Below are 18,816 nucleotides of genomic sequence, written 5' to 3'. Positions count from 1 at the left end.
TTTTTCTCCAAGCTTTTTTACTAATTTTCTAATGGATTCCGGAGTGTTAGGAATCATTCCCCAATACCTTGGCTCATCTCGACCCTCATCTGCAATGGCAACGGCAATTTTTTCTTTTGAAACGTCTAAACCTACATATTTTATGGTATCCTTCATAATAACTAGCTCCTTCCGTAATGTAGCTCTGATTTGGTTTGCTTTTCCAGTAAACAGTGTAACCAAATTAACCTACGGTGTTACGAGTAAGGAGCTAGTTTCGTTCATGATAACTTAAATGCCAAAAATAAAAACCGGCTCTGAGATTAATTCAGAGTCGGTTTGTTTATTTCAGTGACTTTTTTAACTTCACATAACCTAATTAGAGTAAATAGAAACCAATACCCATAATCACATAAGCGGCCAGAAGAGTTGCTCCTTCAAACCAATTCGTTTCCCCGTCATTTGAAATGACAATCATCAGCAGCACTGCTGTTACCATTGAAATTAGCTCCGGCAATGTAAAGACCAGCGGCATCGCCGTCGGAAAAATTAAAGAAATTAACACTAAAACCGGCGCTACAAACATGGCAATTTGCAGAGTGGAGCCAATCGCAATTTCGACTGCAATATCCATTTTATTTTTATAAGCCATAATGATCGCAGATGCATGTTCGGCTGCATTGCCCACTATTGCTACAATCACGACACCAATAAATAGCTCTGTCCACCCGAACGCTTCTCCTACTTCTTCAAACGTATGAACCAGATTTTCCGATACATAGGCAACGGCAATGGTGGAAATGGCAAGAACAGCAATTGCTCTTCCCTTGCTCCATTCCGGTTCTTCTTCCTCGTGATGGCCGCCTTTTTCCTCATTATGATGATATACGCCCCGATGGGTGACCAGCTTGAAGAATAAAGCTGCCAAGTATAAGGCGATTAAAATAATAGATATGCCAATACTGAAGGTGATCGTTTTTGCTTCGTTCATCGTCATGGCAAACACTTCCGGAATAACAAAGGCTACGATGACCCCGAACATGAGAAGCCCCGAATTATGCCTTGCATCGTATACATTGAAAGACTGGGTTTTAAATTTTACCCCTCCTACAAAAAAGGATAAACCCGCAACCAAGAGAAGGTTTCCCAGCACAGAACCTGTTAAAGACGCAAGCACAACGCCTACCAGGCCAGCCTTTAAGGCAAAAATCGAGATTATAAGCTCAACAGCATTCCCGAAGGTGGCATTAAGCAAGCCCCCAATCCGCGGGCCTGCCACAATCGCAAGACTTTCAGTGGCCCTTCCCATATAGCTGGCCAGCGCAATAATGGTGATGCAATAAATAATAAACAGCAGTATATTGGACCAATGCATTAGTGTACCAATGACTGACAGCGGTACACCAGCGAATGCCAGCACCATAAAAATTTTATTTGTCATATATCCGTCTCCTTTTCATCTTGTATTTTTACAATTGCCTTACGATTTTTGCCTATGTGATTATATGCAGGCAAAAATAGGCTGCATCACAAAATCTATAAAATATGTAGAAACTGTTCTTCTTCATTAACCTTTTTCAAATAAATTAAACCTATACATTTTAAATTGACGGGCTGTTTTTCTGCAATCCAGGCAAACAAAAAGCTGCCGTTATCATACAGCAGCTTTTAAAAGTTATTTAATTGCATTTTTAGCGAGCATTTGAATCGTCATATCATCCATTGGCGGATTATGGAGTCCAGCACGGACATCCCGATAGTAGCGCTGGAGGGGATTTTTTTCAGAAAGGCTTCGTGCACCGACTACTCTCATTGCCAAATCTACAACCGTAAGTGCCGTATTTGTAACTGAAAGCTTAGCTGCCCCTAATTCCGGGTGCATGCCGCTTCGTTCATCCTCATCTGCTGCATCCCACTGTTTTGCAACCGAATAGAGAAAATGGCGTGCTCTCATCAGTTCCAGTTCCATCTCGCCTATTTTTTGCTGGACGTTTGGCAAATCGATGATAGAACCTTTAATGCTGTTAGGTGAATAATCTTTTGCAAATTCAACCGCATACGTCTGAGCTGCCTGGGCAATGCCTAAATAGCATGCAGGGATATGAAGAAGCCAGCCTGCAGCACCTTTTTTTCCAGGCTGAAAAAGCTCCACAAGTGCATCATCCTCCACCCTTACATTTTTTAGAATCAAGTCATGGCTCCCCGTTCCTCTCATGGCAATGCTATCCCAGGTTTCTTCGATGTCCACTCCTTCTGCAGACCGGGGAATCAAAAAATTCCCTGTTTCATCACTGTCTGCAATCGCAGCGCTCACGTTAAAATAATCAAGAACAGGAGCCATAGTTGTAAAGGTTTTCCGTCCATTGATGACCCATTCTTTGCCCTTTCTTACTGCGGTTGTAACAGGTTTTCCTCCACGGGTCGGACTGCCCGTTTGCGGCTCCGTTGCACAGTTATTCATTAATGCGCCGCTCTTTACTTTTTCACAAAGAGACCTAAAGATTGATTCTTTCCAGCTGCATTTTTCGCCAAGACTTTTTATGATTCCCATATGCCAGCCAATGGATAAAGCGGTAGAGCCATCCCCTTCCGCCATCTTTTCCTGCAGGCGGAGAAATTCATACAAAGAAATTTCTTCACCTTCGTATCGTTTCGGAATGGTTAAGGAGGTATATCCGGTTTTTTTTAAATCCTCGATATTTTCAAAAGGGAAACGGCCCTCTTCATCATTTCTTGCTGCTCTTGATAGAAATTTTCGGGAAAGCTCTTCCATTAATTCTAGCCGCTCTTCTATCGTTTTCACTTCCTGGAACTTCATTTGCTGAGCACCCCATTCATTATTAATCCTTATTGTTTTTGTCGGATTTATTATACTAAATCTTTATAAAATGGTTCTAGCAAGACGCCCTATTTGTCATAAAACAGGCAGGCAGCGCAGATTAAGATGGAAGGACCGAAAGGAGGATCCTGAAGAGATTACTTTATAAAAACAAGGAAGAGATCGCTCTTCCTTGTTGAAATTTATATTAGCTCAAAGGTCTCTGCAATATCAATGCTGCCTTCCACTGAGCGCACCATTGAACAATTCTTTCTGGTCAATTCAAGTGCTTTATGAAGCTTTTCTTCGTTTAAATCGTTCCCTTTAATGAGAAAGTGTATATGTACCTTTTCGACCCGGTCAGCTGCATCTGGATTTCGTTCTACACTTGTTTTAATTTGGATATCCTCAAAATCCATGCGCATCTTTTTCATAATTTTTCTAAGAACCCCGCCGCTGCACACTGCCAGGGAAGCGACAAGCAGCTGAAATGGCCTGAACCCATATTCCTCATCTCCTGCTACATCCAGGCGGCCGAACGGCAGCTCAGTATAAAAGCCCATTTCTTCCTTCATTTTAAAATCCATCGTATTCGCCCCTTTTTACTTTATAGATATATAGAGATTACACTATTTCCCCTTTAAACAAAACTAATTTGCCATTTCAATCCAATTTACTGCCTGATTCTCCATTATATTTCTCTTGCCAAGATTCCTTATTCCCGATACCATCATTTAGGAGACATTTTTAAGTCACATGCAGAAAACGAGGTTTTAATATGAATAAAGAAACAATGCGATTTTGGATACTTATTAGCATTGTTGCCATTTCAGGCTTCAGTCAGGGAATGCTTCTCCCGTTAATTGCCATTATTTTTGAAAGTGACGGCATTTCCTCCAGCTTGAATGGCTTGAATGCTACGGGGTTATATATTGGGATACTCCTTATCTCTCCTTTTATGGAATACCCATTGAGGAAATACGGATATAAGCCGGTTATTATCCTTGGCGGACTTCTTGTAGTCCTTTCCCTCATCCTTTTCCCTGTCTGGAAATCTTTTTGGTTTTGGTTCTTCTTGCGGCTTCTGATTGGAATTGGCGATCATGCCCTGCATTTTGGGACACAAACATGGATTACGTCCTTTTCGCCAGAGAATAAACGCGGCCGCAATATCTCACTTTATGGATTATTTTTTGGAGTTGGGTTTGCTGTCGGCCCATTAATGGCACCTCTTGTTAAAATTAATGAAACATTGCCATTTATCATTTCTTCCATTCTATGCCTGATTGCCTGGCTATTTTTATTCACTCTGAAGAACGACTATCCGGAACAATCTATCGAAATCAATTCATTTAAGGAAACAATGAAGCGTTTTTCAACGGCCGCCAAATATGGCTGGGTTGCCTTTTTGCCAGCCTTGGGCTATGGATTTCTCGAAGCGTCCTTGAATGGAAGTTTTCCTATTTACGGCCTGAGGATTGGGCTGGAAGTTTCTAGTGTGTCGCTTTTGCTTACCTCATTCGCAATCGGCGGAATTGTGTTCCAGCTTCCACTTGGGATCATGAGTGATAAGTATGGAAGAAGAAACATTTTAATGGGAGTCCTATTTATAGGGTTTATCAGTTTTATTGCTGCAAGCTTGCTGGAAGAATCGGTAATCGCATTAACGGTTTGCCTATTTATCGCAGGCATGGTCGTTGGCTCGACTTTTTCACTCGGCATCACCTATATGGCAGACTTAATGCCCAAAAACCTTCTGCCAACAGGGAATTTGCTGTGCGGAGTTGCTTTCAGTGTAGGGAGCCTTATTGGCCCTTACTTTGGCGGCCTGTTCATTCAATTCTTTAAATCCATCAGCTTTTTTAATATCATCAGTGTAATGCTTTTGATTATTTTCCTTGCCGTTACCTTTTTTGGCGATAAACAGACGGTTTTTGAAAAAAGCCAGTCATTTTAAGGGGATCTCTCATCAGGATCCTCTTTTTCTTTGAATTCGGCAGCTTTTCACATTAATAATACGCTATAGCGGCTTTGTAAATAGCTTTCCTGGCCCGATGGAAAACGACCTAAAATAAGCCCCAACCCTCTAAAGAAAAGTTACGATTAATTTCATAATCTTAGTGACTGTTTACCTTTTCAAGTCATAGGTTATATAGTAAGATAAAAATAATAGAATACAATATTTGCATAATGGTTATTTGATTATCAAATAAGACCGGTTTTTCATGCTGTCACCTCCATGGTGGCAGCTTTCGTCGTTTTTTGGGGGTAATGAATGTGATTATTCTTCTCAATAAGATAACTGAGAATCAACGCAACTCATTAATCAGAGAGCCGGATCACATAAACATAACTGATTCTAGGAGGAGAAACCATGAGTACGGAAGCAAAAGTAATACTTAAAAGCAATACTGCACATAATGATCATTTATTAGAAAAAATTAAACCCCATGCCGAACTAATTGCAGCCCTCTTCAGCGGGGTATTGATCCTGGCAGGCTGGCTGCTGGATCGGAGCGATTTGAACACAGCATCCATTGTTACTTATTTGCTTGCATTTATCATTGGCGGTTTTGCAAAGGCAAAGGAAGGCATTGAAGAAACCATTGAAAATAAAGAACTGAATGTTGAGATGCTAATGATCTTTGCCGCCATTGGATCAGCTATTATAGGCTATTGGACAGAAGGCGCCATCTTGATTTTTATCTTCGCGGTAAGTGGCGCATTAGAAACTTATACTATGAATAAGAGCCATAAGGAAATATCCTCTCTAATGGAAATGCAGCCTGAGCAGGCATTGAGGATTGCAGATGGAACAGAAGAACGGGTCCATGTGTCAGAATTGGCAATCGGAGATCTGATTTTAGTAAAGCCTGGTGAAAGGGTCCCGTCGGATGGAATAATTGTAAAAGGCCATTCTTCCCTGGACGAAGCTGCCATTACAGGGGAATCGATCCCTGTTTCAAAGGGTGCTGATGAGCAGGTTTTCGCCGGAACAGTAAATTTAAACGGCTCCATTACAGTTGAAATCACTAAACCGAATAATGAAACACTTTTTCAAAAAATTATCGAGCTTGTTCAATCCGCACAAAGTGAGAAATCTCCTTCTCAGCTATTCATTGAAAAATTTGAAGGAACATATGTCAAAATTGTCTTAGCCGTTGTATTCTTAATGATGTTTCTTCCCCACTTCCTGTTAGGATGGAGCTGGACAGAGACTTTTTACAGGGCGATGATCCTTCTGGTAGTTGCTTCACCATGTGCCCTTGTGGCTTCCATCATGCCGGCAACTTTATCGGCAATTTCTAATGGGGCACGGCACGGCATCCTTTTTAAAGGCGGTGTACACCTTGAAAACTTAAGCCACCTAAAAGCAATTGCTTTTGATAAAACCGGTACTTTGACAAAAGGAAAGCCTGAAGTTACCGATGTTGTTGCTAAAGATGGCCTCTCTAAGGAAGATTTAATTCTTAAGGTTGCATCTATTGAGAGCCATTCCAATCATCCGCTCGCTAATGCCATTGTCAAACATGCCAAAGCTATTCTCTCCAAACCGCTGATTCACCCTGAAAGCATTGAAGATGTAACGGGTTTTGGCGTAAAAGCCATTGTTGGCCAAGATGAATGGAAAATTGGGAAAGCAGCTTTTGTCGGGAATCAAGAAGCCATGGAATTTGCTGACGGTGCAGCAGACAAGTTGGCTAGTGAAGGGAAAACCATTGTATACGTTCAAAAAAATGATGAAGTAGCTGGCCTGATCGCTTTAAAAGATGTTGTCCGTGAGGAAACAAAGCAAGCGATTGACCAGTTAAAAAAGCAGGACATATATACGATCATGTTGACAGGGGACAGCCAGACCACCGCTACAGCCATTGCCAGCGAAAGCCATGTAAATGAATATATTGCGGAATGCCTGCCGGAAAATAAGGTTGAGCACCTCAAAAAGCTGAAGGAAAAATATGCGAATGTAGCCATGGTAGGGGACGGGATTAACGATGCTCCCGCACTGGCAACTGCCAATGTCGGGATTGCCATGGGTGAAGGGACAGATGTTGCCCTGGAAACAGCTGATGTGGTTCTAATGAAAAATGATCTCCCTAAAATTGCGGAAGCCATCGACTTATCCAGAAGAATGAATCGGATTATTAAACAAAATGTTGTCTTTTCCATTACGGTAATTATGTTCCTAATCTCATCCAACTTCCTGCAAATACTTGACTTGCCTTATGGCGTAATTGGACATGAAGGATCAACCATCCTAGTTATATTAAACAGCTTAAGATTGCTTAGATCATAAGAAAAGCCTGGGATACAAATCCCAGGCTTTTTGTTCAATTTAATGGTAACCGTTTTGTCCGTTTGCAGAACCGGATGTTTTTTGTTTTGGTTTATTTTTGCCCTTTTGCTTTGTGCCGCCATCTTTTTTCGTATGTTTTGTCATTAGAAGCCCTCCTTAAAAGATGAATTCCCCCATCTATATTGTGTAACGATAGACTCGATTTTAAGAAGGAAACTGCAGGAATTTTATCAGCAATCTTCTTTTGTGTACTTCGTATTAATGGCATTGATTTCCCCGCCAAGAATGATGATTACTCCTGATATGTAAAACCAGATCATCAGGACAATGATAGCCCCGATGCTTCCATACGTAGCGGAAAAATTCCCAAAGCTGCTGACATAGTAGGAAAAAGCAAGCGAAGACAGCACCCAGCCAACGGTGGCAAAAAGTGCACCCGGAACAGCGCTAATGCATGTCAGTTTTTTATTGGGGGCAATCCAGTACAGCCCTGTAAATACTATAAACAGGATAAGCGGACTGACAAGCCATCTCAGCATATTCCATACTGCCAGGAATTCTCCGGACAGCCCAAAATACGAAAATAAAAACAGCCCGATTTGCTTTCCGAATACAGGAAGAAGCAAAGCCAATACAAACACAAATATCATAGCAAAAGTAAACAAGATGGCCATTCCTCTCGCTATCAGAAACGGCCTGCTTTCTTTTACGTCATATGCCTTATTAAGGGCTCTTACCACAGCATTAATGCCATTGGAAGCAGACCAAATGGTTGCGATAATCCCGAAGGATAAAAGTTTTCCATTCTTTTCCGTAATTTCGTAAACATGTGTTTCAATCAGCTTCATCGTCTCGCCAGGGGCAAAATCACGAATTACATTTAATATGTCTTCAGCTGTTATCGGCAAATACGGAAGCAATGTAACTAGAAAAATTAATAAGGGAAAAAGCGAGAGAAGGAAGAAATACGCCAATTGGGCGGCAAGGCCCAGCACATCATCTTCCCCCACTCTCCTCCATAAGTTTGGAATCAGAGTCGAAAAAGCTCGTCCCATTCCAACACCTCACTTAAATTTAATGCGGAACCCGATCCGTTTCTTCTGCTGATTCCTGTGGCATTCCGCTCGATCCCTTCGGTTTGATTTCAGCAAATGCCTGTTTTGTATTTTGGACTATTTCTGTCACTTCTGGAGCCATCTCTTTTAGCTCCTCAACAGTACCTGTAATAAAAGCGACATCCTCGCTTACTTGTTCAATGGCTGTCCGAACTTTATTTGATACTTCCTGCACTTGAGTAACTGCTTCTTTTGGATTCTTTAAATAATATCCTACATCACTTGATGTTTTTTTAACGTTCGCAGTTACCGTTTCCCTTGTTGTTTTGTCAAGCAAACTCAATGCTCCTCCAGCAATTGCTCCATATAATACACCTTTCCAAAACAATGATTTCCCCATATTTTATTTCTCCTTTAGCAAAATTATTATATGAAAATTTGTTTCAATTTTTCCCATTTTTTTAAAAGACAAAACCTTTTAATCCTGTAAACAAATTAGTTGCGTATGCATTATTATCCTCTCCTTTATTTTCTACTAATTTCCATTGTACATGCAACCCTAAATTCAGTTGACATTTTTATGAGAACATGGAAAGATGAAAAGAAAAGTGGAAGGCGCCCGTTTATCGGCTTATACCCTTTAGCTGATGGCGCCTGGAGCTGGACAATTAGAAAACGGGACCCGCGGGCCTAATCGTTGCTTCTGCAAATACATAAATATGAGAGGATGTCTGGCATGAATAATTTAACGGAAAAATCGATTGAAAATGTTGAGTTCATGATCGAAGGAATTAAAGAAAAATTAAAGGTTTTAAACCTGGGGGCTATTAAGCCATCCCATTTCGATGAGGAAATGTATGAAGAATTAAAAGACATCTATGATCTTGTTATGAAAAAAGACTCCTTCAGCCCAAATGAAATGCAGGCATTAGTGGAAGAACTCGGAAACCTTAGAAAAAAATAATGGAAAGCAGCCAAATTTTGGCTGCTTTTTTGACAGTCTCTGTTACAATTTCTGTGATTCAGCTTGCTGCGCAATTGTTTGGCCGGTAAATCCTGCTGTTTGGCCGGTATTTTGGAAAAATCGGCCGGTAAACGTTACTTATGCCAGCAAAACACAGTCTTATAGGAGCACACTTTCCAAAGGCGCCGGAAGTCCTTTGAGCAGGATGTACCTGTTGGGCACCTTGGATTCACTTTTCCTCTTGAGTATGAATAATCCTATTCGAATCAGTCAATTTCCATCAAGAATTCCTCTGCCTATTCTATTTGAGGCAGAGGAATTTTCGGTACATCCATTATAATAATTTAAGCGCTTCACGGGTAAAGGCTGGAATATCGTCCGGCTGGCGGCTTGTAACGAGCTGGTTCTGGCAGACAACTACTTCTGTATCCTGGTAGTTTGCTCCAGCATATTCCATATCCACTTTAATGGATTTGTATCCGGTAGCATCACGGCCTTCAAGCGTCTTCGCTGTTAGAAGCAGCTGCGGACCGTGGCAAATAGCAAACACCGGTTTCTTTTCATCCATAAACGATTTGGCAAATTGTACGAAACGGTCATCAGCACGAAGCTGATCCGGAGAAAAGCCGCCTGGGAGGAATAAAGCATCAAATTCCTGTGGATGTACGTTATCGATGCTTTCATCGATTTGGACAGCGGCTTCACCCTGTTTGCCTTTTACTGACTTTCCTTTTTCCTTCTCGATGGTTAAGACTTCATGCCCGGCTTCCTTAAATGACTTCACTGGTTCTGTGTATTCAACGTCTTCGAACATATTTGTAATTAGGCATGCGATTTTTTTACTCACAAGTAATCATCTCCTTCGTAAAATCTTCACATATGGAGATTTCCCTTATGGGACATGCTTAAACATTCGTTTGCATCATTTATACTTCGAGTGCTGATTTCCGCTTCAGTACTCAGCGAACCGCGGGCTTCCGGGAGCCTCTTCCGCGTTTCAAGCCTGCGGGGTCTCCCAAGGGTACGTTTTTCCCGCAGGACGTTGAATCAGCAACCTTGAATAAACAGCTCGTCAAAAGAAATTGCGAATGCATTTTCGAGGATCTCGCGCCTTTCTATCCAATCAGCACAGTGCTAAATCGCCAATTAGCTTTTTACAGCTAATTTTAAAACACCTGGCTGTCCATTCTTCTGGCAAAATCCACAAACCTGAATTTGTCCGGCCTATGCCTGGATTCTGTGTATTGAAATAGGGTAGCATCATCAAAATAAATATAATTCTTCACAACGACAATCGCATGAAAACCCTCCATATCAAGAAGCTTTCGATCCTCAGCAGTCGGTTCCTCGACTGTGAATTCCTTTTTCGCAAAGCTGATTTTCTTGCCTAACTCCCCTTCTATATAGGCAAAAATAGAGCTTTGACATACTTCCCCGGTCAAGCCCGGAACATGCTTTTCAATTAAATAATCTTTATCCAATATGATTCGTTCATCTTCAATTTTCCTGATACGATAGACTTTCCATACCTTTTCATTTTTTTCAATTTGCAGGTGCTTCATCGTTTCAGGATCAGGCTGGATTAATGAAAACTTGTTCACAATGGTTTCTGCCCGCTGCCCCATTTTCCCGGCCAGCTCCTTAAAACTGACCAAGCCTGAAATCGGAAATTGCAGTTTTTTTAAATCCAGCACCATTGAACCCTTGCCGCGGATTTTTTGGATAAAACCATTTTGCGCAAGCAAATTCAAGGCTTTTCGTATGGTTTCCCTTGAAGTCGAATACATCTCAGCCAATTCATTCTCTGATGGCAGAATGGATCTGGCGGGATACTTGCCCTCCTGGATCTGCTGGGCAAGTTCCTCATATATCACTAAGTATTTATTTCTCATTATAGATCACCATTTAGTCTTGTTTACCCCATTCTACCATTAAAAGAGCGGGCTTTCATTTTACTTGCTGGATTGCTAAATAAAATACCAGCCAAGGACATACTTCGCACCACCATTTCCCTCAATTTATCCTCCTTTTTAAAAACCAATACTATTGGATATGCTGATATTACAGTGTTTGGAAAATTTTTATAGGACAAACCGGAGAAAAAAGGAGTATGATTAAGAGATACACCTATATGTTCAAATTCCTGTATAATAGATAGAATAGAGTTATATGCAATAAATTGTTGTTCCTTTAAGAACAATCTATAGCATTAAATTTGGAGGCATTTCAATGAGAGAAATAACAGTCGAACAATATAGTCAAATGGATAAAGCCGTTCCGGTTGATGTTAGGTCTCCAATTGAATTTGAGGAGTGCAGCATCCCAGGGGCTGTAAATGTTCCGCTTTTTACTAATGAAGAACGTGTGGAAATTGGGACTTTATATAAGAAAGAAGGTTCAGATGCCGCTAAATGGAGAGCGATGGAGATGGTTTCACCCAAAATCCCTTCCATGCTCAAAAGGATTCGGGATCTGAAAGAAGAAGGCTATCAGCCTGTTATCTACTGCTGGCGCGGCGGAATGCGCAGCAAAGCTGTAACCACTTTTATCACATATGCCGGCGTTTCGATTCCGCGTTTAATCGGAGGCTACCGGGCATACCGCCAATATATTCTTGAAAATACAGACGCTTTAATTCCAGATAAAGCAGTCGTTCTGCATGGCATGACTGGAGTTGGTAAAACAGATGTGCTGAAGGTATTAGGCGAAAAAGGCTATCCAGTTATAGACCTTGAAGAATTGGCGGGACACCGCGGTTCAATCTTTGGCTCCTTCGGAATGGGCGAGGGAAGCACACAGAAAACTTTTGATGCTTTACTATATGAAGCTCTTTATGAAGTAAAAGGATCACCGTATATTATTATGGAAGCCGAAAGCAAGCGAATCGGCAAGGTCGTCCAGCCAGATAAACTGCTGGATACAAAAAGAAAAGGGATCCACATTGATATGTCTGCAAGTATCGAATCCCGTGTTAGCCGCATCCTTCGTGATTATGTTATACCTTATCAAAAAGAAGAATGGTTTAAACCGCAAGTAATTGAGAGTCTTTTATTTATCAGAAAACGGCTAAAAGATTCTGATATTCGCGACCAGCTTGATGAAGCTGCTGAGAAAGAAAACTATGAATTGTTCATCAGGCTTTTATTGGAACATTATTACGATCCCCGCTATGCATTCAAGCAGCATGACTATGAAGGCGAATTCCATCATGTAAATGCTGATGATGTTGAAGCAGCTGCTGATCAAGTGATTGAAATTATTGAAAAACAAAATGCTCCGGTCGTGTGACGCGGAGCATTTTTAAATTGTCAGGGACAAAAGTTTGATTTTTAAAATTGTAATAACTAACTATTTAAATTGGTTAACACTGTGATATGATGATAATAATATTGAACAAAACGTTCTTAATATGGAACTAGTCTTTTAATTTTGATATATTGATATTACATACAATAATAAGGTGTGTGAGATACGATGATCGGTGATCGTGTTAAAAAACTTCGCCAAGAAAAGAAGATGTCTTTATCCGAGCTTGCCGAACAAGCCGGTGTGGCTAAATCTTATTTAAGCTCTTTAGAACGTAATCTTCAGACCAACCCATCTATCCAATTCCTTGAAAAAATTGCGGGTGTATTGAATGTTCCAATTGACCATCTTATACACGAGCAAATCAATAAGGACGAGCTAGATAGTGAGTGGATGAAAATTGTGAAGGAAGCAATGGAATCCGGGGTTTCTAAAGAGCAGTTCCGGGAGTTTTTGGATTTTAATAAGTGGAAAAGCGGACAGAAACAATAGTTGGTGTATAAGCCTGAATACCCAGGCTTATTTTTTTCAAGCAAAATAAAAAGCATTTCTATTTAGAGAATTCTCTAAAAAGAAATACTTCACATCACAGAATTAAAATTTTATCAGAACCTCTCTTGCTCCATTATTATGTAGAAACTCTCTAATATCTTCTTTCTCTAGGCCTAAGTTTTTTGCTTCCATTATTAACTGCAGCCATTCCATATCAATTCCCTCAACCTTTACACTCTGTTCTGCCAAAACTCTTCCCCCCAGGATACGGTTCGTATTCCAGACAATCCAGCCATCTTAGTATCTCCCAATACCTTAGACCTGTGACTTTGCGTCCTCACCTTTAAATGAGTTTGCCTTTTTCTGTGTCTATTTGCTCAAGAAATATTTTCCATATATGTATTCTACTATGGTGATATTGCTAACCTTGTCATTTTTTGTAATAATTATTAGTTATTCGAAAATTAAATTAATTAATTTTTCGACAAGATTAATGTCAAAAAAGCATATTACTTTACTTATTCTTTAAGCTTACTAAATTATTCAGAGGAAATTGCGGCTTATAGTCGAACTCTTTTTTGAGTAGTATGAAAGTCCAACTCTTTTCCTATAATTATTGCTGGTTTTTTTTATTTTAATGGAATAGGTATCCGGGGTTTCCCTTTTCTTATACGTGATATGGATCGGTTGTAATGTCATTGCATCTAAAAATGTTTCATTTGTTAAGTCATTCCCGCAAACCGGGCAAAGCCACTCTCCGAACTCACTGCTGCTGTATGAATTTTTACGGCATTTATTGCAGTTTTTTTGGTACATGGGCCACCACCTAATTTAATTATATATTTATGGAAATAATTTATTGTTACCTTACATATTTAATGCATTATCAAATTTGACTTCTTTATATATCTAAAACCCCAAATGAATGCAATACACAAGCACATTTAGACAAAGCACTTTTGGAATAGGAAGGAATTAACTCTAATTTTGAAAGCACAAACAAAAATACTGATAGTGTGGTCTAAAAAAGTAAAGGATGTAAGTATAAATAGTCCATTATCCGGTTTCCCTCTTTAATAAAGCAAAGTGTAGACAAAAAGGTGATATTTCATCAAAATGATTTAATAAGGCAAGATATTTCAGAGGTTGATCCATTGGATCACCCTTTATAAAAGAATTTTAATTAATTTTTTCAATACATTCCGTAGCCTTGCAAATAATCAAGGCCTTAAAGTCTTATAACTTTTCAGGCCTTAATTTAATATTCTCGGCGAAACTTTTTATAGTTAAATAAAAGAATAATAGATCCAAAGGTTAACAAAATACCACCGATAAGCAGTAGGTTAAAATTGTTTGTTGCAGTATTAGGGAGTTTATTAACTAACTGAGGTGTAACGGTTTCATCAGGAGGTGGTGATGAACTATTTGAGTTTCCGCCAGAACTCGGGTTTTCACTTTCATCATTTGGTTTACTCTTATCCGTGCCTTCAGCCAGGAACACTATTTCAACTTCTGCAAAAGAACCTTGAAAATGGTTTCCCAATTCATAAGGCACGGTTACTTGGAAATATAGCTGTTCGGAACTGCCTTTAGTTAATTTTCTAGGTGTAAATCCTACAAAATCCTTAAATTTCCCATCGAATAATACTTCTGAATCCTTTTTCACAAGCAGGTCAAGCTCTTCAAATAATCCTTTAACAGACTTTTTATTTCCTATTATAGCGGTGTACTGAAAATCCTGGATTCCTTCATTTAATATAGTAATATCTCTTGGCATCCAGTCACCTGGTTTTAAACTCCCCACTTTAAAAAGGTATCCATTTGAGTTGGTGTTTATATCAATTTCCTTTTCTTCTGCTATAGCGTTACCATTTCCAAAAATAATTAAGATTACAAAAGTAGATAAAATTAATATTTTTTTAGGTTTTGCCAGCAAACTATTCATTTTCATGGCATTCCCTCACAACGATAGATTTAACAAAAGGCGGGAAAAATTCCCCACCTTTTGTTTGTAAAATGGTATTTATTTTGCTACGCCAGCACCTTGTTCAGCATTGAAAGTCCATTTAAGTGAAAGCGAATCACCCTGGAACACATTTTGGTCGTTTCCATTATCAACAAACTCATATTGAACATATAAAGTATCACTAGTTCCTGCAGCTAGATTTCCGCCTCTCTCAGCAAACCACGCACCAAAGATGTTACCTTCAATTACATCAGGTGACATTGTTTTTAATTGAGAAAGAGTTGTGGAGAAGATAGGCGCATCTAATTTATCAGCATTGATTAAGAAGTTTACTCGGATATGATCTCCTAGATCTGCTCCTGCATTATCACCATTAGCATCTGTAACGCTATACTCTGTATCTAGATTAATGGCTGCAATATCAAGAGAACCATCATTTAACAATTGGAATCCACGAAGCATTGTATCACCTGGTTTAATGTTTTCAACATCAATAATTGTAGTAGGAGCAGCATTAAGATCTAAAGTACCAGCTGCAAACGCTGCATTTGTATCTACACTGTCACTAAAGTACGCAAATGTTCCCCCACCAATTAATGAAATACCAAGTGCTGCAGATGCAATTCCCATACCTAATTTTTTCTTAAGACTCATAATAAATTTCCTCCTCTTACCCCTTTTGGGTATGTATAATTTTTATATTGACCCTTGTATTCCTACAAGGAGTGCAACCAAAGTTAAGCAGTTTTCTCTTCTGAATCTCTGTTTTTGCTTTTTGGCTCAATTTCTCTTATTGCCTGGAAGATACTGAACGCCGCATACCCTAAGAGCAATAGGCCAGGGCCAATTAACAGGATGGCACTTCCCTCTTTTGATTGTGCAAAATCTATGAAATATCCTACATAGGGAATGGTGAAACCAGTGTAGATAGCTCTTACATTTTCAGATAGGACAGGTTCCATGTCTGCAGTTTTGTTGTTATCCCCTTTTGTTTCATACATGACATGATCTCCACTTGTTGTTACCCCGATGATACGGTGAGTAATTAATTTATCTTCACTCGCCTGGAATGTGATTACGTCGCCTTTTCTAAGTGTGGTCCTTTCTTTTGAATCAATAGGTTTCACTGCTATCACAGAACCAGTTTGAAATGCAGGTTCCATTGAACCGGATAATACTTTTTTAAGCTGATATCCAAAGGCCTGCGGCTCTCCCCCAGATGCTTTGGAGGAGACCACTAGAAATGCCATTAAGATTAAGTTAATAAACAAAACTGCTGTTATTATGTTGCTTAGTACTTTTATTGTTTTTTTCAACCTAATCACCTGCCCCATTATTACTATCCTCAGAAGCTGCTGGAGCTTCTGATGCCTTCACAGTTATTTCTTCCTGTTTTTGCCCTTCTTTTTGTGTTTCTTCGACTTTAGGCTGTTCTTCTATTGGCTTATCTTCAACTATAGGCAGTTCTACTTTCGATTTTTCTTCTGGCTTTTGCTCTGACTTCTCTTCAGGCTTTTCATCTGTTTTTTCAACTGCTTCTTTGCTATTTTCTTCTGTCTTGTTGTCTACTTGTTGCTCATTGGTTGCCTCATCCGTTGTTTCAGCCTGCTGTTCCGTTTTTTCTTCTTTTACCTCGGCTGCTTTATCAGGTTTTAAATCTACCTTTATTTCTTTGCTCCAAAGTTCTCCTTTGCCTGGATGATCTTTATGCTGATAAGCTTTAAACATGTACGAACCACTTTGTTGAGGACTAAAAGATAGTTCTATTTTTTCTCCTTCTTTAATAGGAGGAAATGTTAAGACTCCCCCAACAGATGTTCCTTCTTTTGGACTGCCTTCCTCACTGTAGTAAATTTCATATTTTCCGTTTGTTTCCATATCAGAACCTGTGTTTTGAATAGTTGCATATATTATTTTTCCTTCGATTTTTTGTCCAACAAATTTTAATGAACTGCAATCCCACTCTCCATGATTCCCACCTTTAGAGCATCCTGGCTCTTCTGTCTCCCAGGTGCCTGCTTGGATTGTCCCCGTAACTGTGTCCCTATCACTGAAATAAGCATTTGTCTGTCCTGTTAGAGTTGCTGACATCCCGATCAACAAATACCACGCAGCTAGAAACTTAACGGCAAGCAATAGCAGTTTATTGCTCTTTCCAAATTTTCTTATCCGTTTGTATCGTATAAGAACCCCCTCCTTAACGAGTTGATGTTCTTTAGTTTCGTAAATTTCGTTCTTTTTATCGAACTGATAAATTGAGTATAGTCCATCCTACTTATTTTGAAAAATTCCAAATTCAGCCGGATTTTCTTTTTAAAGAACGTTTTTCGTTCTTTTTCTAAGAATACCTCGAGTTTTCTCACTATTTTGTATTTTTTATCGAACGTTTTGTTCGTTATAATGAAAATATCTACACATTATATGATAAGGAGCATTATGCCTATGATAGGTAGCCGGATTAAAAAGCTGAGGATCAAGAAGGGATATTCGATTAATGAGCTTTCTGAGAAAGCTGAGGTATCCAAATCGTATTTAAGCTACATTGAGAGAGGCATACAGGAGAATCCGTCATTGCAGGTATTATCACGGATAGCTAAGACGCTGGATGCTAACCTTGATGATTTACTGGAAGAGAATAAAGAAGTGATTACCGGCCTACCAAGCTTGGATGAGGAGTGGGTTTCACTGGTCAAGGAAGCAATTAGGCAGGGAGTTACGAAAGAGGATTTTGCCTACTACCTGGAGTTTATTAAATTCAAGAAAATGAATGGAGGGATAGATTAATTGAATGCGCGAGGCGGTTTTTTACTTATAGCAGCCTCCTTCCTTATCTTAGTTGGAGGTGGATTGATACTGTTTTCGTTTCAGGAAATGAATGCTCAGGAGAAGAAGACAAAAAACTCTTTAGCTGAAGCACAAGAGCGAATTAAATCTAAAATGAACAAAGAAAGCAAAAGTGTTCGAGAAACTAAACCCTCTATTGATGTTTCCTTCAAAAAAGGTGAAGCCATTGGCATTTTAAAAATTCCCCGCTTGGAAGCGGAACTTCCTATTATAGAGGGAACAGATGAAGATGAACTGGAAAAGGGTGTAGGCCATTTCTCAACAACTGTTTTTCCTGGGCAGCCGGATCAAATTTTATTATCAGGACATAGGGATACCGTTTTCCGCAGTCTTGGCGAACTGGAGAGTGGGGATCTTTTTCAAGTCAGTATGCCTTACGGAGAGTATACATATGAAATAACAGATTCAGAGATTGTTGATGCTGATGATACCACCGTTATCCGATCTACATCTCCCCATGAAATTCTCACCGTTTCTACCTGCTATCCCTTCTCTTATGTGGGCAATGCGCCTTACCGCTATATTTTAAATGCTAAAAGAATAGAACAATAACTGGCCCTTTCACACATTAAGAAAGCGCCTTTTTTTATTTCTATGGACAAACACCCTTTCCGCTGCCATAAACCTGTACATATTCTCTATTATAAGAATATTTAAAAGGAATGAGTTATGTTGATTCATTTCTTGAGATTCCTAATTTATTCAGGGATCATTGTCACGGTTATCCTTCTATCCATTTAAAAGAGCCAAGCTAATTTGAAGTGACCCCTGTAAAGTAGACAGTAATAAAAAAGCACAATTATGCAGCCTGAGTCCTGAATTGATAAGGGCTCAGGTTCTTTAATTTCTTTTGAAAACGTCCATGATTATAGAATCTCATATATTTTTTTAAGGCGTCTTTAACCTCTTGAGCTGTTTTGAATGAATATAGATAAAAACATTCAGTCTTAAAATGACTAAAGAAGTTTTCCATACAAGCATTGTCCCAGCAGTTGCCCTTTCTAGACATGCTCGCTTTCATTTGATATTTTTTAATTAGGTTGTTGTATTGACGGGATGTATATTGAAACCCTTGGTCGCTATGCAGGAGGATTC

The 18,816-nt window shown here is 39.4% G+C and carries 20 protein-coding genes and 1 riboswitch; of the genes, 7 read left to right on the top strand and 13 right to left on the bottom strand.

Annotated elements, in window-relative coordinates; all coding sequences use genetic code 11:
• Positions 1 to 358: 358 nt before the first annotated feature.
• The 3 genes from cax to L634_RS0124155 all read right to left on the bottom strand — a co-directional run bounded on the left by cax (position 359) and on the right by L634_RS0124155 (position 3,384).
• Positions 359 to 1,420 carry a calcium/proton exchanger gene (gene cax, locus L634_RS0124165; protein WP_026584665.1) on the bottom strand — a complete coding sequence of 354 codons (1,062 nt, stop codon included), beginning with the start codon at positions 1,418 to 1,420 and terminating at the stop codon, positions 359 to 361.
• A 234-nt stretch (positions 1,421 to 1,654) separates the two neighbouring features.
• On the bottom strand, positions 1,655 to 2,797 hold the full coding sequence (locus tag L634_RS0124160; RefSeq protein WP_026584664.1) for an acyl-CoA dehydrogenase family protein: 1,143 nt from the start codon (positions 2,795 to 2,797) through the stop codon (positions 1,655 to 1,657).
• Positions 2,798 to 3,000: 203 nt separating this feature from the next.
• Positions 3,001 to 3,384: an OsmC family protein gene (locus L634_RS0124155; protein ID WP_026584663.1), complete on the bottom strand. Its 384-nt coding sequence runs from the start codon at positions 3,382 to 3,384 to the stop codon at positions 3,001 to 3,003.
• A gap of 191 nt (positions 3,385 to 3,575) precedes the next feature.
• Here L634_RS0124155 and L634_RS0124150 point away from each other — a divergent pair, with 191 nt between their 5' ends.
• Together L634_RS0124150 and L634_RS0124145 are read left to right on the top strand one after the other, a co-directional pair.
• Entirely contained in the window at positions 3,576 to 4,754 is a 1,179-nt protein-coding gene (locus tag L634_RS0124150) for an MFS transporter (RefSeq protein ID WP_026584662.1), read from the top strand.
• A gap of 417 nt (positions 4,755 to 5,171) precedes the next feature.
• Positions 5,172 to 7,094, top strand: a complete 1,923-nt coding sequence (locus L634_RS0124145; protein ID WP_026584661.1) for a heavy metal translocating P-type ATPase — start codon at positions 5,172 to 5,174, stop codon at positions 7,092 to 7,094.
• A 230-nt stretch (positions 7,095 to 7,324) separates the two neighbouring features.
• On the opposite strand, the gene L634_RS0124135 is transcribed toward L634_RS0124145, so the two are convergent.
• Together L634_RS0124135 and L634_RS0124130 are read right to left on the bottom strand one after the other, a co-directional pair.
• Positions 7,325 to 8,149: a YihY/virulence factor BrkB family protein gene (locus tag L634_RS0124135; protein WP_026584660.1), complete on the bottom strand. Its 825-nt coding sequence runs from the start codon at positions 8,147 to 8,149 to the stop codon at positions 7,325 to 7,327.
• Between the two features lie 19 nt (positions 8,150 to 8,168).
• Positions 8,169 to 8,549 carry a YtxH domain-containing protein gene (locus L634_RS0124130; protein ID WP_026584659.1) on the bottom strand — a complete coding sequence of 127 codons (381 nt, stop codon included), beginning with the start codon at positions 8,547 to 8,549 and terminating at the stop codon, positions 8,169 to 8,171.
• A 336-nt stretch (positions 8,550 to 8,885) separates the two neighbouring features.
• Here L634_RS0124130 and L634_RS0124125 point away from each other — a divergent pair, with 336 nt between their 5' ends.
• A complete protein-coding gene (locus L634_RS0124125; RefSeq protein WP_026584658.1) occupies positions 8,886 to 9,113 on the top strand; it encodes a DUF1128 domain-containing protein in 228 nt (75 codons plus the stop codon).
• Positions 9,114 to 9,447: 334 nt separating this feature from the next.
• On the opposite strand, the gene L634_RS0124115 is transcribed toward L634_RS0124125, so the two are convergent.
• Both L634_RS0124115 and treR read right to left on the bottom strand, forming a co-directional pair.
• Positions 9,448 to 9,960, bottom strand: coding sequence for a type 1 glutamine amidotransferase domain-containing protein (locus L634_RS0124115; RefSeq protein WP_026584657.1), 513 nt, complete (start codon positions 9,958 to 9,960; stop codon positions 9,448 to 9,450).
• Between the two features lie 319 nt (positions 9,961 to 10,279).
• Positions 10,280 to 11,005 (bottom strand): trehalose operon repressor, encoded by a 726-nt coding sequence (treR, locus tag L634_RS0124110; RefSeq protein WP_026584656.1) that lies wholly within the window; start codon positions 11,003 to 11,005, stop codon positions 10,280 to 10,282.
• Positions 11,006 to 11,342: 337 nt separating this feature from the next.
• Here treR and mnmH point away from each other — a divergent pair, with 337 nt between their 5' ends.
• Positions 11,343 to 12,401 (top strand): tRNA 2-selenouridine(34) synthase MnmH, encoded by a 1,059-nt coding sequence (gene mnmH / locus L634_RS0124105; protein WP_026584655.1) that lies wholly within the window; start codon positions 11,343 to 11,345, stop codon positions 12,399 to 12,401.
• 186 nt (positions 12,402 to 12,587) lie between these two features.
• On the top strand, positions 12,588 to 12,911 hold the full coding sequence (locus L634_RS0124100) for a helix-turn-helix domain-containing protein (RefSeq protein WP_026584654.1): 324 nt from the start codon (positions 12,588 to 12,590) through the stop codon (positions 12,909 to 12,911).
• A gap of 102 nt (positions 12,912 to 13,013) precedes the next feature.
• On the opposite strand, the gene L634_RS32980 is transcribed toward L634_RS0124100, so the two are convergent.
• From L634_RS32980 to tapA, 5 genes are all read right to left on the bottom strand, one after another.
• A complete protein-coding gene (locus L634_RS32980; RefSeq protein WP_084028979.1) occupies positions 13,014 to 13,160 on the bottom strand; it encodes an anti-repressor SinI family protein in 147 nt (48 codons plus the stop codon).
• 30 nt (positions 13,161 to 13,190) lie between these two features.
• Positions 13,191 to 13,279: riboswitch (cyclic di-GMP riboswitch) on the bottom strand.
• 890 nt (positions 13,280 to 14,169) lie between these two features.
• A complete protein-coding gene (locus L634_RS0124085; RefSeq protein WP_026584652.1) occupies positions 14,170 to 14,862 on the bottom strand; it encodes an LPXTG cell wall anchor domain-containing protein in 693 nt (230 codons plus the stop codon).
• A gap of 72 nt (positions 14,863 to 14,934) precedes the next feature.
• Positions 14,935 to 15,531 (bottom strand): CalY family protein, encoded by a 597-nt coding sequence (locus L634_RS0124080; RefSeq protein ID WP_026584651.1) that lies wholly within the window; start codon positions 15,529 to 15,531, stop codon positions 14,935 to 14,937.
• Between the two features lie 83 nt (positions 15,532 to 15,614).
• The gene (gene sipW / locus L634_RS0124075; protein WP_026584650.1) at positions 15,615 to 16,193 is read right to left on the bottom strand and encodes a signal peptidase I SipW; all 579 of its coding nucleotides are present in this window, start codon (positions 16,191 to 16,193) and stop codon (positions 15,615 to 15,617) included.
• Between the two features lies 1 nt (position 16,194).
• On the bottom strand, positions 16,195 to 17,046 hold the full coding sequence (gene tapA, locus L634_RS32315; RefSeq protein ID WP_269521762.1) for an amyloid fiber anchoring/assembly protein TapA: 852 nt from the start codon (positions 17,044 to 17,046) through the stop codon (positions 16,195 to 16,197).
• 273 nt (positions 17,047 to 17,319) lie between these two features.
• Here tapA and L634_RS0124065 point away from each other — a divergent pair, with 273 nt between their 5' ends.
• Both L634_RS0124065 and L634_RS0124060 read left to right on the top strand, forming a co-directional pair.
• Positions 17,320 to 17,661, top strand: a complete 342-nt coding sequence (locus tag L634_RS0124065; protein ID WP_026584648.1) for a helix-turn-helix domain-containing protein — start codon at positions 17,320 to 17,322, stop codon at positions 17,659 to 17,661.
• Positions 17,662 to 17,724: 63 nt separating this feature from the next.
• Complete coding sequence (locus L634_RS0124060) at positions 17,725 to 18,273, top strand: class D sortase (RefSeq protein ID WP_232233832.1); 549 nt, start codon at positions 17,725 to 17,727, stop codon at positions 18,271 to 18,273.
• A 247-nt stretch (positions 18,274 to 18,520) separates the two neighbouring features.
• Here the strand turns inward: L634_RS0124060 and L634_RS0124055 are convergent.
• A partial coding sequence (locus L634_RS0124055; protein ID WP_026582051.1) for an IS3 family transposase occupies positions 18,521 to 18,816 on the bottom strand: 296 nt, incomplete at its 5' end.

The sequence above is a fragment of the Bacillus sp. J33 genome (genome assembly GCF_000518885.1).
GTDB lineage: Bacteria > Bacillota > Bacilli > Bacillales > Cytobacillaceae > Cytobacillus.
The sequence above is the reverse complement of the archived record's forward strand: the minus strand, read 5'-3'. Positions and strand labels throughout refer to the sequence as shown.

Coding starts and splice junctions, on each gene's coding strand:
- L634_RS0124125 (WP_026584658.1), top strand. CDS start 8,886: ATGAATAATTTAACGGAAAAATCGATTGAAAATGTTGAGTTCATGATC.
- L634_RS0124130 (WP_026584659.1), bottom strand. CDS start 8,549: ATGGGGAAATCATTGTTTTGGAAAGGTGTATTATATGGAGCAATTGCT.
- mnmH (WP_026584655.1), top strand. CDS start 11,343: ATGAGAGAAATAACAGTCGAACAATATAGTCAAATGGATAAAGCCGTT.
- L634_RS0124100 (WP_026584654.1), top strand. CDS start 12,588: ATGATCGGTGATCGTGTTAAAAAACTTCGCCAAGAAAAGAAGATGTCT.
- L634_RS0124135 (WP_026584660.1), bottom strand. CDS start 8,149: ATGGGACGAGCTTTTTCGACTCTGATTCCAAACTTATGGAGGAGAGTG.
- cax (WP_026584665.1), bottom strand. CDS start 1,420: ATGACAAATAAAATTTTTATGGTGCTGGCATTCGCTGGTGTACCGCTG.
- L634_RS0124150 (WP_026584662.1), top strand. CDS start 3,576: ATGAATAAAGAAACAATGCGATTTTGGATACTTATTAGCATTGTTGCC.
- L634_RS0124145 (WP_026584661.1), top strand. CDS start 5,172: ATGAGTACGGAAGCAAAAGTAATACTTAAAAGCAATACTGCACATAAT.
- L634_RS0124160 (WP_026584664.1), bottom strand. CDS start 2,797: ATGAAGTTCCAGGAAGTGAAAACGATAGAAGAGCGGCTAGAATTAATG.
- L634_RS0124080 (WP_026584651.1), bottom strand. CDS start 15,531: ATGAGTCTTAAGAAAAAATTAGGTATGGGAATTGCATCTGCAGCACTT.
- L634_RS0124065 (WP_026584648.1), top strand. CDS start 17,320: ATGATAGGTAGCCGGATTAAAAAGCTGAGGATCAAGAAGGGATATTCG.
- L634_RS0124085 (WP_026584652.1), bottom strand. CDS start 14,862: ATGAAAATGAATAGTTTGCTGGCAAAACCTAAAAAAATATTAATTTTA.
- treR (WP_026584656.1), bottom strand. CDS start 11,005: ATGAGAAATAAATACTTAGTGATATATGAGGAACTTGCCCAGCAGATC.
- L634_RS0124155 (WP_026584663.1), bottom strand. CDS start 3,384: ATGGATTTTAAAATGAAGGAAGAAATGGGCTTTTATACTGAGCTGCCG.